The sequence below is a fragment of the Tsukamurella asaccharolytica genome (assembly GCF_007858435.1).
GTDB lineage: Bacteria > Actinomycetota > Actinomycetes > Mycobacteriales > Mycobacteriaceae > Tsukamurella > Tsukamurella asaccharolytica.
On the sequence record NZ_VIGW01000001.1, the window covers coordinates 641,367 to 660,954 of the forward strand.

The 19,588-nt window shown below is 62.0% G+C and carries 13 protein-coding genes and 1 tRNA gene; 6 read left to right on the forward strand and 8 right to left on the reverse strand.

Translation table 11 applies throughout. The annotated features are described in order from the left end of the window. Positions 1 to 379 precede the first annotated feature (379 nt). The 4 genes from FK529_RS03035 to FK529_RS03055 form a co-directional block, all read right to left on the reverse strand. Complete coding sequence (locus FK529_RS03035; RefSeq protein WP_146559424.1) at positions 380 to 2,158, reverse strand: hypothetical protein; 1,779 nt, start codon at positions 2,156 to 2,158, stop codon at positions 380 to 382. Further along, a complete protein-coding gene (locus tag FK529_RS03040) occupies positions 2,155 to 3,258 on the reverse strand; it encodes a site-specific integrase (RefSeq protein ID WP_146559426.1) in 1,104 nt (367 codons plus the stop codon). The genes FK529_RS03035 and FK529_RS03040 overlap by 4 nt, the downstream gene beginning before the upstream one ends. 1,403 nt (positions 3,259 to 4,661) lie before the next feature. Then, the gene (locus FK529_RS03050; protein WP_146559429.1) at positions 4,662 to 5,138 is read right to left on the reverse strand and encodes a hypothetical protein; all 477 of its coding nucleotides are present in this window, start codon (positions 5,136 to 5,138) and stop codon (positions 4,662 to 4,664) included. A 1,021-nt stretch (positions 5,139 to 6,159) separates the two neighbouring features. After that, a complete protein-coding gene (locus FK529_RS03055) occupies positions 6,160 to 6,732 on the reverse strand; it encodes a hypothetical protein (RefSeq protein ID WP_146559431.1) in 573 nt (190 codons plus the stop codon). 107 nt (positions 6,733 to 6,839) lie between these two features. Between FK529_RS03055 and FK529_RS03060 the strand changes: the two genes are divergently transcribed. The 5 genes from FK529_RS03060 to FK529_RS03080 all read left to right on the forward strand — a co-directional run bounded on the left by FK529_RS03060 (position 6,840) and on the right by FK529_RS03080 (position 12,743). Then, positions 6,840 to 7,757: a hypothetical protein gene (locus tag FK529_RS03060; protein WP_146559432.1), complete on the forward strand. Its 918-nt coding sequence runs from the start codon at positions 6,840 to 6,842 to the stop codon at positions 7,755 to 7,757. A 101-nt stretch (positions 7,758 to 7,858) separates the two neighbouring features. Continuing rightward, positions 7,859 to 8,635, forward strand: a complete 777-nt coding sequence (locus FK529_RS03065; protein ID WP_146559434.1) for a hypothetical protein — start codon at positions 7,859 to 7,861, stop codon at positions 8,633 to 8,635. A gap of 150 nt (positions 8,636 to 8,785) precedes the next feature. Continuing rightward, positions 8,786 to 9,814 (forward strand): hypothetical protein, encoded by a 1,029-nt coding sequence (locus tag FK529_RS03070; RefSeq protein WP_146559436.1) that lies wholly within the window; start codon positions 8,786 to 8,788, stop codon positions 9,812 to 9,814. After that, entirely contained in the window at positions 9,811 to 11,055 is a 1,245-nt protein-coding gene (locus tag FK529_RS03075; protein ID WP_146559439.1) for a hypothetical protein, read from the forward strand. Before FK529_RS03070 ends, FK529_RS03075 begins: the two co-directional genes overlap by 4 nt. A gap of 743 nt (positions 11,056 to 11,798) precedes the next feature. Next, positions 11,799 to 12,743 carry a hypothetical protein gene (locus tag FK529_RS03080; protein ID WP_146559441.1) on the forward strand — a complete coding sequence of 315 codons (945 nt, stop codon included), beginning with the start codon at positions 11,799 to 11,801 and terminating at the stop codon, positions 12,741 to 12,743. A 37-nt stretch (positions 12,744 to 12,780) separates the two neighbouring features. On the opposite strand, the gene FK529_RS03085 is transcribed toward FK529_RS03080, so the two are convergent. From FK529_RS03085 to FK529_RS03100, 4 genes are all read right to left on the reverse strand, one after another. Next, the gene (locus FK529_RS03085) at positions 12,781 to 13,974 is read right to left on the reverse strand and encodes a GIY-YIG nuclease family protein (protein ID WP_146559443.1); all 1,194 of its coding nucleotides are present in this window, start codon (positions 13,972 to 13,974) and stop codon (positions 12,781 to 12,783) included. Beyond that, entirely contained in the window at positions 13,971 to 15,815 is a 1,845-nt protein-coding gene (locus tag FK529_RS03090; protein ID WP_438947166.1) for a DEAD/DEAH box helicase, read from the reverse strand. Before FK529_RS03090 ends, FK529_RS03085 begins: the two co-directional genes overlap by 4 nt. Before the next feature lie 37 nt (positions 15,816 to 15,852). Then, positions 15,853 to 18,078 (reverse strand): DNA methyltransferase, encoded by a 2,226-nt coding sequence (locus FK529_RS03095; RefSeq protein ID WP_193559654.1) that lies wholly within the window; start codon positions 18,076 to 18,078, stop codon positions 15,853 to 15,855. Positions 18,079 to 18,449: 371 nt separating this feature from the next. After that, positions 18,450 to 18,532 (reverse strand) — tRNA-Leu (locus FK529_RS03100). Between the two features lie 214 nt (positions 18,533 to 18,746). Here FK529_RS03100 and FK529_RS03105 point away from each other — a divergent pair. Beyond that, a partial coding sequence (locus FK529_RS03105; RefSeq protein ID WP_146559445.1) for a DUF3662 domain-containing protein occupies positions 18,747 to 19,588 on the forward strand: 842 nt, incomplete at its 3' end.

Sequence of the window (19,588 nt, forward strand, 5' to 3'; positions counted from 1 at the left end):
CAAGAACCCCAGGTCAAACGACTTCTCGAGTTCGTGACCTGGGGTTCGACAGTTCATAGAACTGCTCGTTGTGAGCGGTTCGCGATCGCATGTCACCGGTCGTCCATGGTCGCGGTCTCCACAGAATTGTTCGTGATTCTCCACAGAATCCACCGCGTGCTCGACGCGCGCTGGGCGGCGGCACGCTGGGTTTGGGCGCCTCGAGGACGGACCCTCGGCGTCGAGATGCAAACGAGTGAGGGGTGCAGTGTTGGTGAGCGTCTCAGCCTCGGCGCTATGTGGGCGCGGTTTGGACATGCGATTTTCCACAGAAATGGGTGGGCCGGGATACGAAAAGTGGCCGGCCCAGGATGCTGGGCCGGCCACGATTCGTGACTGCTTACGTTCGAGCGGGGGTCATCGTCGGTGGGTAACCGAGGTCTGCTTCGAGGAGCCTCACGCGTCGGCGGATCGATCCGCCCCGCGGTCGGCGTTCCTCATGCGCCCGTTGCGTGGCTAGATTTGTGACCGCGACGGCCATCGCCAAACTGATCGCGATCATGGGCTGCCGTCGTGGTCCGACCGTCAAGTCCGCGAGACCTGTCACGGTCCTGGATTTGAGGACGCTGAACTGCCGCTCCGTCAGTGACCGCGCCGCTTCGTAGTAGAGCATGTGCTCCCACGACCCCGGGGTGAATCCGAACTGACCCATGCGCACCTGATCTGGCGTCAGACCGACTGTGATCGTGCCCTTTTCGCAGCACGCGTACTGCTGCGGGGTCCATGTCGGCTCGAGTGTCGGAAGGTCCCCTGACAGTGACATCGTGGTCGGCCTGAGCGGGCACCGAACCCTTTCAAAAGCCGCAGGACACACCACACGGACCTTCACCGTGTCGGGGTCTGATGGGCGCTCCGGGTCTTTTGGCCCACGTTGCACGCTACCGTGCACTGGCCTTGAGTTCCGCCCCATCAACAGCGGAAGAATCCGCTGCAACCTACGATCGTGATCGGCGAAGCCTGCGGGACTGGCGTTCAGAAGCTCGCGGGCTGGTGGGACGGTGATAGTCGACGCGATCTTCGTAACCGCTGGGCAGTACAGATCTCCTGCGACCATTACCGGGCCTGGCTGTTGCTCGCCGAGCTTCGTCGGTGCGGACGCGTGAACGGTGCCCCACTTCTGGGGGTATCGGCCGACGTAGGCGTACCGTTGCCGGATCATCGCGTCGGCGAAGCCCTTCTTCGAGTTGTACCCCATGTCGACTGTGAGATAGGGCCATCGCGCTCGGGGAGTCGCACTGCGCGCCGTGAGATTGTTCTCGCGAGCGCGTCCCAATGCGCGCAGCACGGCGCCGGGATCGCCGGATGTCGGGGCATGGACATCGATACCGATGATGACCGGTGCTACCGCGGTCAGTCGGTGGGGTTCGCCGACTCTGGTCAGTGCGGTCAGGCCAATTCCGATGCCGCTCTTGCGAAGTGACTTCTTGCCGTCGCCGGTTCCGAGGTTGTGCTTGTGGTCGCGCCCATACGTGCGGCTTCCTGGTGCCGCTCCGCGCTGACGATCCGGTGCTACTCCCAAGCCGTAGGTGTGTCGGGCGAGGTCGTAGATGGATTCGTCCACGACGAGGTCTCCGACGCATCCTGTCGGGGCTTGCTCCCAGACCGATCCCATGACGAGACGGTTGATCACCTCGCTCAGCAAGTCGCGAGATCGCTGAGACGCCTCCCGGTCGGCTTCGCTGCGCTTGTCGATGATGCGCTGATTCTCAGCGTTGGTGATCCTGCGGGCAGGCAGATCGCGATCGGGATCAATTGGCTCAAGACGGCGGCTGACCCACGCGTGGAACTTCTTGTACTCGGCCGTCGAGTGTGTCCGTACCGCGGACAAGTCCTGTCCATCCATGCCGACTGCGGCCAGTTGGTCGACAGTGAAGTCGGCGAGCATCTGGAGGATCCCGGCGAGTGTCGGCGGGCGTTTGAGACTCACGCACAGCAGTGCAGCGGTGAAGAATCCTCGGACTGAGTATCGGATGCCGCTTGCACGGCGCCCACCAACGCCCGCCCAATTGTGGTAGATGCCCTCAAGGAGCACGTCGGCGCCCGAGCGGTTGATCACGCCGACCGCTTCGTCGAACAGGTCGCTCGACACTGTCAGCGTGGGCCTGATCGTTGAGATCAACTTGCACGCCCCTCAGGCTCGAGCGCCGCCATCGTTGCCCGGATCCCGTAGGTAGGAAACTGCTTTCGATAGTGGCGTATCGCGTCGAAGTCCTTGATGTCCGAGAGTTGAACCAGCAGACACGCTGGCACCGTCAATGCCAGGTCGAAGATCCATCGTTCCCGGGCGGCCAGGATGTCGATCGGTCGCTGCCCTCTCATCTTGAGCATCTCGTTGAGGCGATTGCCCATGTTGCGTTCTGGGGTCGCGCATCCGGGCTCGAGCATGCTTGCGTCGCCGACCTCATTGGCCCGCTGCAAGATCCGGCGAGACCTATCGATATCGGCGACCGGGACGTGGCGTACACCGCCTGCACGGTTCGGCAGCGTGACCACGGCGTACTCGCGGCCCTGGTATTTCGTTGCTGCCACGGATGTTCCACGCACGCGCAGCAACTCACCCTGCCGGATCCCTGCTCCGAGGGCGAGGTCGAGGCTGACGTACGCGCGGCGGCCGGGCTCTCCGGGCAGGGAGGCCGCGGTGCTGTACCAGTCGGCGATGATCGCGTCCGTGGCCGGCTTCTTCGCCCTCTTCTGGGGCAGACTGTCGGCTGCCCGGGAGATCGGATATTCCCGAGGATGCACGAGCCGGCCCAACGCGTACAGCACCACACGTGTCTGACGGGCACCATCCCCACGTCCCGTCGCGGCGAGGTGATTGATGTACCCGTCGACCACTGACCTCCGGAACACCTCGGACACATCGATCGGCAACGCCGGCTCCAGGAAGCCCGCAATCAGCCGCATCACATGCCCTACCGCACTGCGGTCCGTGTGTTCAGAGCGCCCAGGAATCTGACACTGGAGCGCCGCACCGATCCGCGCGGCCGGCTCCCGCAGCTCCGGTCGGCCCATGGTCGTCGTGCGCTGACACAAGCGCTCGAACCGCTCCTCCTCACCGGCGGGCACCCAGCCCCGAGGATCGCCAACGAACCTGCCAAGCAAGCGAGGTCCCACGACGGAAGCTGAAACCTCGGCTTCATCCGCTGGCTCCAGTTCCGGAATCGGCAACGGCAGCTGCGGCGAGATCTGTGCCGAGAGCTGGCGGCCGTAGCGAACCATCAGGCCACCACCTCGCCGACACGCCGAAAGACACACTTGACACCCGCACATGGGTACGTTGAAATAGACACAGTCCTCCTTCAAAGGGACCACTCAAATTCAAAACTGCGGATCAGGTCCGCTCCGAAAGCCCTGGGTTGCCGCCCGGGGCTTTCGACGTTTAGCGCGCTACGCGCAGCATGAATCGCGACAACCGAAGCCGCCGTCTCATTGCTCCTGCTAGCTCTGCTGTTCCTCCTTCACTTCTGCAGTCATGCCTCCGACAAGCAATCGCTGCGCGACCGCGGACACCGTCCGCTGTTCCTCAGCAGCAAGTTCCTGTAGCTGCTCTGCCACAGGCGGATCCAGCCTCAACTCGAGACGAACCTTCGTCGCACGTCGATCAGACTGATCTGACACGAGGCTCTCCTTTGGTTCTCACCGGCGGCCACCGGCACGATTCACCATAAGGCCCCGAACTGGAACTAGCGCCGCCCGTTTGCCAGCAGATCGGCGCTCCCACATACCGATTGTTGGCAGCTGAGATAAGTATCGGGCGAATAGTTCCCATGGGTGGGAATAATCCAGCCACTCCTTTACCAAACCCGAGGTAGAGGGGGTCGCACCCCGACGCAAGATGCCCTTTCAGACCACGACATGAAAACGTGATGCACATCACATATCTAGCCCTGCGGTCCGGCGTGTCGTCCTGGCCGTCGCGTCGACGAACGCGCATTCCGAATGCTACGGAAACCTCACCAGCGGACGGTGGGAGGCGCCCAGTCTCGAGGGCCTGCGAACGTAGTCGAGATCGGTCCGCGCAGCGTGCTCCGCCTTCCTTGACCGCGTGCGCCAACGATGCGCGTGAGGACCGCGGTGTCAACAGCGCCGGCGGGGACGTGATGGCGTAAGTACGCGTTGACGAAGCGACTACGGTGTGCGATCACGATGAATCCTGTCGCCATTTTTCAAATCAATCGCGCGTAACAACAAGACTCACTACCATGGGAAGGCAAGAGAATGCATACCCTCCGACCTGCGGCGACGGACCGAACTCAGACAAGCCGCGGTCCGTGACGCCTGGTAGCTAAGATTGAGCGCATTGGAAACAGGCTCGGCGTGTCGCGATGGACGCACCGATGTCTCCAGCCAGCGCAGGCCAGGCGTCAGCCACCCGTGCCCGATCGGACCACTACATCGACGCCAGGCTTGCTGGGGACCTGGCCGAGCGGTGGTGGCCTGGTACGCACAGCTACAGCGCGGTAGCGATGTCCAACGTGCGAGCGTCTATTCGGCGATCTCGTCGTCGATCGCTGCAAGACGGACTCCGTTCCTCGACGAGGACGGCAGCGTCGATTTCCTCGTCGATCGGGGACTAGGCAACCCTGAATCCGTCGAATGCGGGGTGCGTATCCACTGAGCGCTTACCGGCCAGGCTCCGGTCGTTGGTCGATCGCCAGGATCGGGCCAGTCGCGTCGGGGTACGTCAACTCGAGCCAGGCCTCAATCTCCGTGGCGATATCACGGCTCTCGAGGCGGTCGAAATCTGTAGTGACGCCGTCCCACCAGTCGTAGTAGTTTTTCAGAAACTTGATGCCGAACCACTGCGCGTTCGCATTGCCTGAATACTTGGCGAACGCGAACGAGGACCCGAGCACCGACCACCAGTTATCCGCGCCGAACACGACGTTACCTTCTACCGTGCGGCGGCGCCGGTACCGAACGGGCAGTGGAAGAACCACAATGCACGGACTCGTCATGTCCGGGAAATGGACCTCAGTGACCGCCGGCCGAGAGGCCTTACTGGGTCCCGTCGGCCGCATCACCACTGAGCCCTCGAAGCAGCTCCGGTCGACGACCCAGCGGTCCCTCACCCGCTTCGCTGGCGACTTCTTCATCATGAACCAGATGGTGCCACCGGCCACCGACAGATTGGTGACGTCGGCGCCGTTGGGGGTACCACGCCCTACCAGGTCATCGTGCGGCTAATCGATCTGGCACGGCCCGCACCACCTGCTCTACGCGGAACTCGTGCACCGTCGCCTGAATGACGTCCGCCCAAGTGCTATTCTGCTATTCGTGATTAGCTAGGCGCTCCCATCCGAGTCGAGGATGTTCAGTCCTGCCTCGATCACGCGGTTCCTGACAACAGACAGGTGCGATCGCTGCTCGCCGGCAAGCTTGTAGAGACGCTCAGCGAGATCCTCGTCAAGTCGCAGTTCGACACGTACGCGCCTCACTCGTGGAAGTTGAGGCCGCGCGCTCATCACTGCTCCTTCTGACGTCGGGATCGACCGGCATCGGCCGGTAGACAGCACCCTAGCGCGACTGCAACACGGTCACTGCCAAAAGATCGCCGGAAATGGCGCTTGAAACACCTTGCGTAACAATATGATTTATCACCACCGGGAAGTTGAGCTATGCATAGCCGCCGCGACCTGCCTGACCTCGGCTGATGAACCCGGGCGCCCGACGATTGCCGTCTGTTATCCGCGCTGACTATGTCTTTCACACATCCGGTATCGCCCCCCCGGGCGTGTCGCAGCGATGTGGGACGCTCCCACGACGGGCACGCCAGCTGTCGACACTCGGCGGCACGATCAGACTGTGGCCCCTCGGGGTGACGCTGACCGACGGGACTAGCTACGTGAACGCTCGCTCGGGCACGTCGGCACCCAGCCCTGACGCGGCGATGAGGTCAACACCACCGCCGCCTCCGACTGCATCCAGGTCTGGAGGCACCGGACGATGATGCAGTCGATAGCACCGTGATCTCAGCACAAGCGACTGCCGGTAACGGCGGTGCTGCGCGAGTCGAGGAAGTCCCGTGAAGGTTCGCCCCAACGTCGTACTCGCGGCGGGACCAAGACTGCGACTCCTCGACCTGCGTCGCCTACGTCCCGATTCCATACCTGAGCTGAGCTACCGCTCCCGGGTGTTTTTCAGGTGCACCGTGACTCCGCCCTGTGTGATCTCCAAGCGCTTGCCCTCGAACGAATCGAGCGCTTCCGGCGTGGGTACGGTGAGCGTGAACGCCACAAGTCCGGCAGGATGAGTGGAGTGCGATTCGACTGTCGCGATATGGACAACGAACCCAACTATCGTTGCGACAAACGTCTTTCCGTGCCAGTACGACGGGTCCGCGATCCTCCACCACCGTCCAATGGCTGCCGCTAGGTCGGCCGCTGCGGCGTCAGGGCGCCACCCCATGAACTCCCGATCCGGATCGTTCGGGTCCACGCGAGCTGGGCGCACCCGAACCACCAGAGCTTCGGGATGGTCGGCCACAAACGGGCGCATACGAAGGCTGCCCAAGGTGGAGTCTGGTACTAGGACAGAGTTGATGTCTGTCCGCGCGCCCTTTCGGAACACCGGCCCACCAGCTCCCGAGACCGCAAGCAACGCCGCGCTCGGCCTCGACATGCCGAGGACACTCGCGACCTCAGGGATCGTGTGCAACACATCGGGCTGATCGACCAGTTCATCGAAGTCCACCTAGCACCTCCATCATCACTCTAGCATCTTTTACCATCATGACACTCTTGACGGTTCTGTCATATAGGCTGTAGCCTAGCTGCACGACGCCGACAGAAGGGCCAACGATGCTCTCAGACAACGACTTCCATCTCCACGGTAAACAACATGTACCCGCTCCATACGACACCCCAGTGCAGGGAGGATGGACTTCGGTCACTGGTGTCAGCGCACGTCCACACGAGGCGCAGGTCAACAGCAGTCTTGCTGCACTGGGCCGGTCCTCCAACCCATACCTCCGGCGTGCGATCGTCGCCGCGATCGTCCCCACGACAGACGTCGACGAATGGCCAACGGACGAACTGTGGATCAAAGAGCGCGGCGACGATGCCGATTGGCTCATCTTCGACCACCTGGAGAACGGTCAAGTTGTCGCAGCGTGCGAGCACAAACCCATGCATGCGCCCGCGCAATGGTCGAGAGCGTCAACCGCTGCCTTCTACGACGAACGAGCTGGCCAAGCAATACGCAACCTCGCGAACTACCAGTCGACGCTAAATCCGTATCGCCACGTCCTCGACCAGAAAACGTTCACGACGAACGACCTGGCCGCGATTGAGGCGCCCGACCCAGTTTACTACTTCAGTAAACGTTCGAAGAATCGCGGACATGAGCACGGCCATCTGCAACACGTGATCCCCCAAGTTCTCAATTACTGGCACCGCCATCACGTCACGATACATATTCTCAACGACAAGCATTGCTCAGCATCCGAGCTGTATAAGGCCACCGGCGACCCTTACGGACTGCAGGACGCATTGTTCCCCATCCATACCACCGCGGACACCCTCAACGTCATCGCCACACGACTGAAGGGCGTCCGCCTCACCTCCGATGAAGCGCAAGCATTGACGCGCGTCCTCGACGCGATGTGGATTCGCGGACCCGAACGTATCGATCATTCACTCGATGACGAGGCACGCCGGCTAATCTCCCCAGCGGCACGGTGGGTCGGCTACCACATGGACGACGTTGAGTGGAGGTAGCCATGACTGCCATGACCGCCATGACCCCCCGCCAATCCGGAAAGAGACCCCACGACGTCAGACCTGTTGACCTCACGCCCGGTATACGGTAGATCAGTCTCATGCTGGACGACGAGACCCGCGATTTCCTGGATTCGGTGGATGACAGGCCGACCGCGCTCCTGGCCCCTCTTCTTCGGGGCGATTGGCACCTCGAGGTGGCCGCCTACGACGCCGACCCGAGCATGACTTTCCGCGGTGAGCGCGGATACATCGGTGACGGACGGCCATTCATTCAAGTTGGCGTCTCGGTAATGCCACGACACCTATTTGTCCGCGCTGAACTGGCATTCACCTTGCTACTTATGGACAAGTTTATCTCGAATTCTCAGTGCTTCAACGACCCGAACGTCGGGGCCGCGCTGGCGGAGTTCATAGGATTTCCATCGGCTTACGTCATCGATCGAACCGACGCCACCGATTGGGACACACCCGCACTCGAGGACATTTTGACGGAAGTTGATGAGCGATTCACGCCGATCGCCGACGAAACAATGATGCAGCCTTTGTGGTTAGACCATGAAAGCCAGGCGTTGATCGTACAGAACTCGACGAGTCACGCCTTCGGTCGATACTATTTGGTGAGCCAGAAGGTAGCGCTACGCGCTGGATTTGGTGATCTTTGGCAGCCCGATTCATTTGCTCTCGACGATGTCTATGTAGTTGAGGTGCCAGCGGTGATTGTACGAGAATTCGGTGTTTATGAACCAGGCCCGCACAACCGGCGTGTGCCAGCGCGACCAGCCCGACCGACTACTGAGCGGCCGGTGTCCCGTCCGGGAGCGCAGGTCACGACGCCGCTGCACTCGCGTCCGGCGCCGCCCTCACCTTCAGCCTAAGGGCCCTGTGAGGTGGCGACATGAACATGTTCCTAAGTGACGCAAAGGGAATGTCCCTCAGCCTGAAAACTGTTGCTCAAAAGACCTGGGCGTGCATAACGCGTGCGTGATCGCGTGTCATATGTCGGTGGAACGCGATAGCGTCTGGGCATGGACGTAGAGCAAGTACAGGCGAGGCTGCAGATGTCTGCCGATGAGGATTTCGTCCTCACCGCCTGGCAGTATCGGATGCTGCAACGCGACATCGCCGCAGCCAAGGGCAAGCACCTGCCGTCCAAACGTGCTGTCCGCGACGAGTTCCGCAATGCCACCGTCGAGGTTCTCGGTCAGCGTGGGCCCGAGCAGTACGGTGCCGAGATCGCACACGAGGTGCGCCGACTCGACCCCATGAGCACGGCCCCGAACTTCGAAGTCCTTGAAGAGGCCGGACCAGCGGTCACCTCGACGATTGCACGGCGATCCCGTGCGCTGCTCGTGATGATCGATCTCTACGGGTTCGAGCCATGGGGCGAGACCAGATGGGACAAAGACGCTCGCACAGCCACCCTTTCCGAAGCACATCAGGCGATGGCGCCGCTGCGACCCGAAGACCTCCATGCCGTAGCGGCCGCCTACACCGATGCCTTCAAGAAACTTGCCGGGCCAGGCTCTTGGAAGAAGTACGCGCTGCTCGCGGGAGCGGGGGTCGCTCTCGGCGCTCTTGCAGTGCCGGCAGTCGCCGGCGCTGCAGCTCTCGGCGGCAAGCTCAGAGGTTTCACTGCACCGCGCGTCGCTGCAGACGCTATCCGCCTGCACGTGGTCACCCAACTCGTGCTTCGTGACATCGAGGGTGACGAAGAAGCCGCTAAGGCAGTCATCGTCAGCATGCGTGAACGCGTCGCCAATCTCACGGTTGCTTTCGCGACACTGACCGAACGGTACGACGCGCTACGAGCACAGCTCGCCGCCAAGCAGCAGGAAGTCGAGGACGAGCGCGCACGTCGGCTCGAGGCGGAGTCGAAACTCGCGTGGTTCGAATCCCTCAGCGAAAAGGTGAAGGAGCGCATCTCAGGCCCAGACGAAGCCGAGCTCGAGACCCTCTCGAACCAGCTCAGCCTTCTCGCCGACGAGCGGAAGGCGACCCGAGCAGTCGCCGATGGAGTCGCAAGCCTCGCCGACGACCTCGAGGCCGTCGCGTGACCGCCCAAGACGGCGATCGCCGGAAAGCTCTCGATGCCGACCTGCTCAGCAACCTCGATGCCCTCGGCCGGGACCTCGACGACATCGAAGCCCTCGCTGCCGCAACGCTCAACGACGAACCGAGCGATCCGACAGTGCGCGGTCGACTCGCCGATACCCCGACCGGCCTTTCCTACCTTGAGCTCACTGAATACAACCAGCAACGGCGCGAGGGCGAAGGTTGGGGCGCACCAGACCTCACCGACCTACTGGACGCAGCCGCGCTTGAGCAACTCGACCAATGGCGGTCAGCACAACGCATTCCCTGGGACCGTAGCGACCTGATAGTCGTCGGGTTCGCAGGACTGTTCGGGGCACTGGCCAGCCTCTTCGACACTCAGTTGGACGCAACCGTCCTGAAGGGTCTGTCGCAGTTGGAGAAGACTCCTCTCATTCGCCAATGGAAAAAGGACACCGCGCGCCTTCCCATCGACCACACCGGCTTCAAGTTCGGTGGCCCCGCGCACCGAGGGCTGTCCCCGGGACACGACATCGGGCGACTATTCAGCGCGCTCAACCAAATCCGCAGCGGAACCTTCAGCGGAACCTACTGGGAGAACGGGGTTCGATACACCATGTCGCTGTCCGAGCCCCGTTCGGGAATACCGTTCGCGCGCGCGGACGACCCCTACACCGCGATCGCGCTACTCATGAAGCACCTCGCAACAGATGTCGTGACCACGATGAGCCTGCCCCTGCCAGGATGGACGCACCTCCGTGACATACCCAACCGACAACTGCGGACCTTCGCGCACAAGGCCTACGCCGGCACCAACACTGGAGACGGCCTCAACCTCCGCACCGGACTACTGACTCCAGGCCTAGGAATGCTTGCCACCGAAGTGTTCATACGAACGCACACTCACCTAGACGCATACCTCGCCACCGGCGATCCGCGCCTAGCCCCCGCCAACAAGGCCAAGCGGAACGAGATGCTCCTCGCAGCCCACGCAGCCGCCGGCGCGGTGAGCGTCTCCAAGACTGCCGTCACCGCGGTCACGAGTGAAACAGCGCTCGCCGTCCGCCACCTGAATGTGCCAGTTCTCATGCGAATCGGAAGACTCGCTCTGCAAGTCAGATCAGATGCCCTCGACCGCGAAGCTACCGGCAGCCCCTCATGGGCAGCGCTTCTCCGCGAGGAAGGTGCCACGTGGACCCTGCCAGAAGCACTCACGATCGCAGACCTGATCACCAGCACGTAGCCACTCGGCTACCCCCCGAATGGACAGCCGAGCCCAGTGTTGATCCTCACAGTACTCCGGCTGAACTGCGGATACACCGTCTACTCGACGTAGAGTGAACGCTTACCTCGTCCCGATCGCGCCACCTGGAGGAAGGCACATTCATCGTGGACTTGCACAGCGCCAGGACTTAGTTAGAGCCCGACTCGCCCGCCGCGTGACCGCCTTCGGCGGATTGAATCCCTCCCGGCCGGGCCGCGATGAACGAAGACTCGAGCTGTTCGACACCTACGCCACTGAGCAGCGCGGTATTGGGTTGTGCTTCGAGATGGTCTCGATCTCAGTCTCGGTGATGCGAATCACCGTAGCGAGTCCGGAGACCTTCGTGTTTCGGGCCCGCCAGCGGTGGAGTCTGATGATGCGACGCACTTCGCCAACTCCTCTCCCGCACCGCTGATCCTCACAGGGCAACCGCCCACAGCTCGCACCCGTAAGCGGCGGTTCAGGTGATGCATCCCGGATACATCACCTCATCGCTGACAGGTGGCCGCACTGCCCAATAGCGGACAACCTGTCAGACACGTTTGATATTCAGTCGAACCATGACGAGAAGACCAACGAAGATCACTGCACGGCTCGCCGAGACCCGTCGGTTGGTATATGCCGAGAACGATGAGGACTGGGCATACGTGCACCGCCCCGGAGATCCGGACCGCCCAATCTTGCACTGCCCCGAGTCGTCCGCTGGCTGCGCCAATCAGCTGGTGGCGGTTGAGAACCGGGTCCGCGCCGACGGTGGACATCTGCGCTCGTTCCGTTTCACCAAGAACACCGCCGCGAACGACCGCTGCCAACACGCGGTGGCAGACGCGGTACTCATCGGCGGCAGAGAGACTGCAGAGCATCGATGGCTCAAGCGGTACGTGCTGGAAGCAGCACGTGAACTGGGATATGAGGCCGAATTGGAGAGACCGTTGAAGTCCGGTCTTGTGGCTGACGTGTGGATCGACGACGCGGTATCGCGCCGGCGCGTCGAGGTGCAGCGTGTGCGCACCGACATACCTGCTCGCACCGAGCGAGACGCCGACGTCCTGTGGTTGCTACGTGAAACCTCACGTAACAACAAGGACATGAACACATATCTGTTCACTAACCCCTGTGTCCGAGTCAGTATTTTCGGCGCGGGTCGGCGTCCGGTTCATCCCTGGGACGACCCCGATGCGGCGTTCGAGATCCGTGTCTTCGCCACAGTCCTTCGCCGCACCGAAAACCCCAACTCTCCGCGAGACTTCTTCGAAACCGGCGAGATGCCGCTGCGTACATTCCTCCGCGAAGTGTGGTCGGGCGAGCGAAGGTGGGTCAACGACCGGACGGTCTACAAGTTCGCGAGCTGGGCTCGGGACAGCGATCTCGAGGTGCGGCGGGCGTGGGTGCAGGCTCGGCGGGAGCGCGCTGCCGCCGCCAGAGAAGCGGCGCTCGAAGCTCGCCGACAAGCTCAACGACAACTGCACGAGCAACGGGCCCGCTCCGTCGCCGAGATTCCCCGGCCGCCGCAGCCAGAACGACCAGCAGAGCCGTCCGTCTCAGTCCCGCCAGCACCTCATGGTGCGCCACCAAGAGTTCCGGTTCTGCATCGTCCCGTCGAACCGCCACCTGTCGCGCCGGTATCAGCGTGGCGTCGTCTCATCGATTGGCTACGGGGCCGGTGACCTCCGGCTGCGCTCATGCGGCGCGTGGAAACCGCGCCTATCGTCCACGTTCGGTGAGCCTCTGAGCCTCGGCGTCGTAGACCCAGCCGACGATGTCGCCGGACTGAATCAGGTCGATTGCCCGGTCGATCACATCGCGCGGGACAACGAACCACTCCGCCGGGTCGTAATCGCGCCCCTTCTGATCCGTCTGGGTGAGGTTCAGCCGAACCTCGGCGAAAAGTCGGTGCAGCAGGTTCTCCAGCGCTGACGTCCGGAGGTTGTAGGTGCGGTAACTGGCGACCACTTCCACCGGGGCCATCAGGTAGGTCGGCGACTTCGCAGCGTTCTTGATGCGCTTCTCGACCGACCCTCGCGTGAAGCCGACCTTGTGCAAGTCCTTGATGCCGGCGATCTGCGGATCGTTACTGAGGGACCGAAGGACGTAGATGTACCCGCTCACCTCGTCGTCGCTGAGAATGTCCGGCACGTCGGTGGGCACGACGATCTGGCCGTCTTCGTCGCTGAGCCTGATTGCGAGCGACTGGCGGTACATCGACGACTCCGTGCCGTTCTCGAACACGCACCGCAGTCGCTCCCGCTTGTTCTCCCGGACGGTTGACTTCTTGTACTCGGTCTCGCCGACTTCGGCGACGAACAGCATGATGCCGTTGAGGACGAAGAACGCGCCCTCAACGATGTTGGCCATGCCGGGGTAATTCCGAAGGGTGCTGGTGCCGGCCTGGAGTTCGGCGTGCTTCTGCTTGAACAGCGGCTCGAACTGGTCGAAGTCCTGGGCCTTTTCACGCCGCGCGACGTTTCCGCCTTCATACACCTGTCGCCGCACTGGCAGGTCCGAGACGTCCAGCAGTCCGGACTCGTCGGCGAGGAGGTCGATGTCGTCGGATCCCAGGAGGTCGTCGATCGAGGCTGGGGCATCGGGCGTGTCCAACAGGCCGAACTCGTCGAGGGCTTTGAGTGCCGCGATCTTGTCGTCGTCAGCGAGGATTCCGTCGAGCCGCGCCCCTAACTTGCGTTCGGCGATCTCCCGCGTGGTCGAGCTCGGAATTCGGTTATAGGTCCGCCGGAACTCCACGACCTCGAGAAACGCACGTTCTAAACGGTCAGCGGACGTGATCTTCGCTGGCTTCTCGGGAGCGTTCAGTAGCCCTTCGACATCGGAGTCGAAGATGGCGTCGAAGCTCGAGGGGAGCGTGACATCAACTGCGTTGGTGCTGTCGTCGGCGGTCATGACTGCTCAGCCTGCGCTTCCCGGGCAGCGGCATCGCGTTGCTGCTTCTTGCGCTGCAGGAACAGCAGCACCTCGGCGTAGCGCTTCTCGGTCGGCTCCTCGGAACGGACGTTGGGTTTGCGGCCGCTGACCTTGACCCACTGTTGGATCTTCGGCCATGCGGCCAGCGCCTCTTCTTCAGTGATCTCGACGCGTGTCGCGGTGATGGCGTCGGAGATGATCCGGAGCACGGATGGCGTGACGGACTTGGACATCACCTCGAACGCGCGCTGGAAGGGGTTGACCGAGTCGATGAGGTTGATGTTGATGTGCTCGATGTTGACGAACTTCTCGGACATCTTGATGAACCGCTTGTCTCCGACGTCGCGAACCTCTCCGTTCTTGATCACCGAGTCCACGACGACCTGCTGACGCAGCTCCTCGACCTGGGACTCGTCCAGATCGGGGTAGCGCTCCCGGATGATCTTCGGGATCAGAACCTTGTTCGTGGTCTCGGGATCCACTGAGCCGGCCGCAGCCTTCGCGAACGTATCGTCCTGCAGGATGGTCGCCTTGAGATCGTTGAGGTCGGTCTCGACGATCTGCTTCACCCTGTCGGTCGAGGGCTCCTTGAAGCCCGAGATCGTGATGGTCCCCGGCGGCGGAGCCCCGCCCTCACCTGGCCGCTTGGTCTTGAAGGTGAAGTTCTGCGCCAGCACCTGCTCCATCAACAGAGAGGCGGTGATCGCCTTAAGCATGTTATTCACGGACACCTTCACCTCGCCCTGTGACGCGTCCGGCTCAGCGATCAGATTGGTGAACTGGGCATGGTCCTTGCCCGGAGAGTCCCGGGTGACGCGACCGATGATCTGGATGACCTCAGTGAGCGACGCGCGGTAGGCGACCGTAAGTGCGTGTTCAGCGAAGGGCCAGTCGAACCCTTCCTTAGCCATCCCGAGCGCGATGATGACGTCCACCGCGTCGCGGTCCTTCGACGCGACCGTCGTGAGGTAGTGCAGGGTGTCCGCGCGCTTCTTCTGATCGGTGTCGTCGACCAAGTCGGCCACCCGCACAATCGCCCCAGTGTCGGAACGGCGGACGCTGATGATCCCGGTGTCGGGATCGACTTCCTCGACGTGCCCGATCGAGTCGATGATGAAGCCGACCTCCTCGATCTTGTCTTTGGTGGACTCGCCCGAGTTCACGTTCGGAATGTGGATAATCGTCTTCTTATCCAGGTCGAAGACCTCGCCGATGGCTTCTGTATATCGGCCCTGGTAGAAGTGGTGCCCGATACCGAGCGAGCGCAGGTACTGGTAGCCGTTGAGCTGGTCGTAGTAGTTGAACGTGACCGGGGTGAACTTCGCCTCGTCATCGGCCGAGAGCACCGGCACCGAGTCGCCACGGAAGTACGAGCCCGTCATCGCAACGATGTGCACATCCGAACCGTTCATCACGTCGCGCAGCAGCGCCCCGAGCCTGCTTGCCTCGGTATCGGCGGACACGTGGTGGAACTCGTCGATCGCCAGGACTGTCCCATCGAACGCGTCCGGAGAGAGCTTCTCGAACGCGAACCGCAGCGTCGCGTGGGTGCAGACCAGGACCGCGTCGGGCCCCTTCAAGAAGTCGATGAACGCCCCGACCTTGCCCTGCGACGAGCCGGGGTCACAGAGGTTGTGCTCGGGCTTGACCTCCCAGTCGGCGAAGAAGCCGTGCGCGCTCAGTTTGGTCGACGCGAACGACGCCCCGATCGACCGCTCCGGCACGGCGACGATGACCTTCTTGCGACCCTGGTTGTAGAGCTTGTCGAGCCCCACGAACATCAACGCGCGCGACTTGCCCGAAGCCGGCGGGGCCTTCACCAGCAGGTGCTGGGCGTCGCGCTTGGCGAAGACCCGCTCACTGCGAGCAGACGCTCGCCGAGCTGTACGACCCGGATCTGATGCCGGATGACCTGCGTCGGGCGCACGCCGAGGTGCCAGCCAATATCTGGGTCGGTACCTTCGAGCTTGCAAGTCTCATAGCGGCCGTGCGCTCGAACCGCTCACGAAGCCCCTCATATTCTGACGCGGATTCGAGCTCATCGAGCGGCACCCAGATGCAGTATCGGTCAGTACCTCTGATGAACTCTTCTGATCCGAGCAATCGTCTGATGTATCGCGCGACTCCAGGTGAATCCGATATGAGACGGTCGCACTCATCCGCTCCCATCGTGAGATTTCCGCCGTCCGTAAGTTTCGAACCGTAGACCATAGGTGGGAGTTGAGGACTAAGCGGCTTCGACCGGGCTGTCACGAATATGTTGTCACCGTCTGCAAGATAGCCATTGATATTGTTTGCGGCTATCCGGAGGTCGTTCGAATAGAGATACTTTGGCTCACCTACGATTGCCCTAAGTGAGATGACCGCAACGGTGACGTCGGCGTTTGCCTTGGCGTTGTTGTCCCATTGGAAACCTGTGTTGGCAAACCCAATCTCTACGCCCATGTCGAATATTGTTGGAAACATCAAGTTGACATGCTCGCCTTGCGCAACAGTTTTTGTTGTCACAAATGCAAGCTCGGCCTGCGAGTTCGCTAGGTAGGCGGCTCCCTTAATAAACCACAGTGCTATGTAGTTCAGCTTTTTCGAATATTCCCTTCCGCCGAGCGCGTATGGAAAGTCGCCCTTTTGGTCCGCCGACTGCATGCTTGAACCTGCATACGGCGGATTGCCAATCAGATAAATCTCTCCGGCGTCATTGGGGCACACAGTGTTCCAGTCAACGCGGGCAGCGTTTCCTTTATAAATCTTGCCGGTTTCATTGAGCGGGATCAGCGGAATCGAGAGGTTGAATTTCTCTTTGAACTCAGTGTTCATCTGGTGCTTGGCGATCCAGAGGGACAAAATCGCGACCTCCGTCGCGAAGTCCGCGAGCTCGATGCCGTAGAAGTTCTCGATGCTGATCTTCGACTCGGCGAAGAGCACTTGGTGCTTGGCATCCAATTCAGCAAGCCGCTCAAGAACCGCGTGCTCGAGCTTGCGCAGTTCCTTGTAGGCGATGACGAGGAAATTACCCGAGCCGCAAGCTGGGTCGAAGACCTTGATCGCGCTGATCCGCTCCAGGAGCGCCTCGAGCTTGCGCACCGAATCGAAACCCGAATCGAGCTGCTCGCGGAGGCCGTCAAGAAAGAGCGGCTCGATCGTCTTGAGAATGTTCGGGACCGAGGTGTAATGCTGCCCGAGGTTACTGCGCTCATGCGGGTTCACGACCGCTTGGAACATCGAGCCGAAGATGTCGGGGTTGATCTCGCTCCAGTTGAGGTTACCCACGTCGATCAGCAGTCGCCGGGCAGTCTTGGTGAACGTCGGCACCACCTGCGCCCCATCCATGGTGAAGAGCCGACCGTTGACGTACGGGAACGCTGCCAAGTACGTGGGCTTCTCGCATGCGTCCTCGGTATCCAAGGCGCTAAACAGCGCGGCCAGGAACTCGCTTACGCCCGATCCGTCGGGCTGCGTGTGCGAGCTGACCGCGATGGTGAATTGGCCGTCGGCAAAGATCCCTGTGTCCTCGGCGAAGAAGCAGAACAGCAGTCGGGCGAAGAACACGTTCAAGCCGTGACGGCTTTGAGCTGCGTCGATCAACCCGGGGTTGGCCGCGAGCAGCTCGTCGAACAGCTTGCCCATGCGTTCGGCGGCCTTGACGTCCGCGTGGGCCTCTGCGACGTACTGTGCCTTCTCCATCCCGGCCCACGGCAGGAAGAAGGTGAAGTGCTGATCGATCTCTCGTATTGGAATCATCAGGTTCTCACCGGTTTTCGTATCGACGGCGAGGAGCTCGGTGTAGTCGGTGACCACCACGAATCGTGTGCGGTACCGGACGACCGACGGCGAGGTCTTCAGCTCGTCGATGACGGCGAGCGGGACGCCGGTCGTCTCCTTGAAGTAGACGACGTTCTTCTGGGCGACTTCGGTGGTCTTGTCGTCGGCGACATTGAGCGAGCCGTTCCGCAGGCGCGTGACATTGCCCCGCGGCTTCCCGTAGGCGAGCAGCAGGTCAAAGATAAGTTCGCGGTCGTACGACTCGCGCCCACCGAGAGGAGCGACTCGCTCCTCGACAGCCTTCAGATTGAGTCTCACCACGACAGACCTCCTTCACGAACGTGAACCTCTCACGCCGGCCAGTGCTACTCCGGGTCGGCTGCCGGTGTGAATCCTACGAGGCCGCAAGTTTGCTCCGGACGTAGTCCGACGAAGGCGTGAAGATCGGTGTCATGCTTCCGAGCCGACTCCAGATGGACCGCAATCCCCCGACTCAATCTACGCAGGCAATCGGCGCACACCGATTGAGCCCCTGTGCGCGCAAGGGTCGCCACAGCGGCCACCACTCGTCACAACAGCGACCGATCCGGCGGGCGGCGACAACAACCGGGTCCGAAAATGAGAAAACCCGAGGTCACAGACTCTTTCGAGTTCGTGACCTCGGGTAGAGCAGTTCGTGGAACTGCTCGTTGTGGGCGAAGGGGGACTTGAACCCCCACGTCCCGAAGGACACTGGCACCTGAAGCCAGCGCGTCTGCCATTCCGCCACTCGCCCGAGCGACCGGAGAAGATTAACACGAGACGACGCGGGCCGCGAAATCGTCTCGCGACCTGGGGCTCCTCCCTTGCCGGGCCCTGGTCGTTCGTGCTACCAAAGGTACAGTTGGGACCAATGGGGTTACGCTGGCTTCGCTGAGCCCCGATTGGCGGCTATCATCATTGGTCAGAACATGCATCACGACACGCTGAGGAAGGGGGAAGTCAGTTCTATGGGAATCCTGCAGCGGTTCGAGCGCAAGCTCGAGGGCGCCGTGGGCGACGGCTTCGCCCGCGTCTTCGGCGGCAAGGTGGTCCCCCAGGAAGTGGAGGCCGCTCTCCAACGCGAGGCTGAGGATCAGCTGCAAACCCTCGGAGACGGGGCGTACCTGGTACCGAACAAGTACGTCATCGCCGTGTCCCCCACCGATCAGGAGACCTTCGAGGCGGATCGCGATCTCGCGATCCGTGCGTTCTCGAAGCACCTCGACGAATACATCCATGACAACGGCTGGCAGACTTATGGTGACGTGGTCGTGCACTTCGAGCAGTCACCAGGCCTGCACACGGGCCAGTTCCGGGCCCGCGGCACCGTGGATCCGGATGCAGTCCCACAGATCCTTGTACCCCAGCGACCACCTGCAGAATCAGGAGCCGATTCGATGAGCAAGAACCCCGGATACGACCAGGGACGGCACGGCGGCCAGTACGACCAGGGCGGCTACCAGCCGCAGCAGCAGCCGGGGTACGACCAGAACTACGGTCAGCAGCAGCCGGCGTACGACCAGAACTACGGCCAGCAGAACTACCAGCAGCCCGCGTACGACCAGGGCTACGGCCAGCAGGGCTACGACCAGGGCTACCAGCAGCCGGCGTACGACCAGAACTACGGCCAGCAGAACTACCAGCAGCCCGCGTACGACCAGGGCTACCAGCAGCAGCCCGGCTACGACCAGGGCTACGGCCAGCAGGGCTACGACCAGGGCTACCAGCAGCCGGCGTACGACCAGAACTACGGCCAGCAGAACTACCAGCAGCCCGCGTACGACCAGGGCTACCAGCAGCAGCCCGGCTA

Coding starts and splice junctions, on each gene's coding strand:
- FK529_RS03060 (WP_146559432.1), top strand. CDS start 6,840: ATGCTCTCAGACAACGACTTCCATCTCCACGGTAAACAACATGTACCC.
- FK529_RS03085 (WP_146559443.1), bottom strand. CDS start 13,974: ATGACCGCCGACGACAGCACCAACGCAGTTGATGTCACGCTCCCCTCG.
- FK529_RS03040 (WP_146559426.1), bottom strand. CDS start 3,258: ATGGTTCGCTACGGCCGCCAGCTCTCGGCACAGATCTCGCCGCAGCTG.
- FK529_RS03070 (WP_146559436.1), top strand. CDS start 8,786: ATGGACGTAGAGCAAGTACAGGCGAGGCTGCAGATGTCTGCCGATGAG.
- FK529_RS03065 (WP_146559434.1), top strand. CDS start 7,859: ATGCTGGACGACGAGACCCGCGATTTCCTGGATTCGGTGGATGACAGG.
- FK529_RS03050 (WP_146559429.1), bottom strand. CDS start 5,138: ATGATGAAGAAGTCGCCAGCGAAGCGGGTGAGGGACCGCTGGGTCGTC.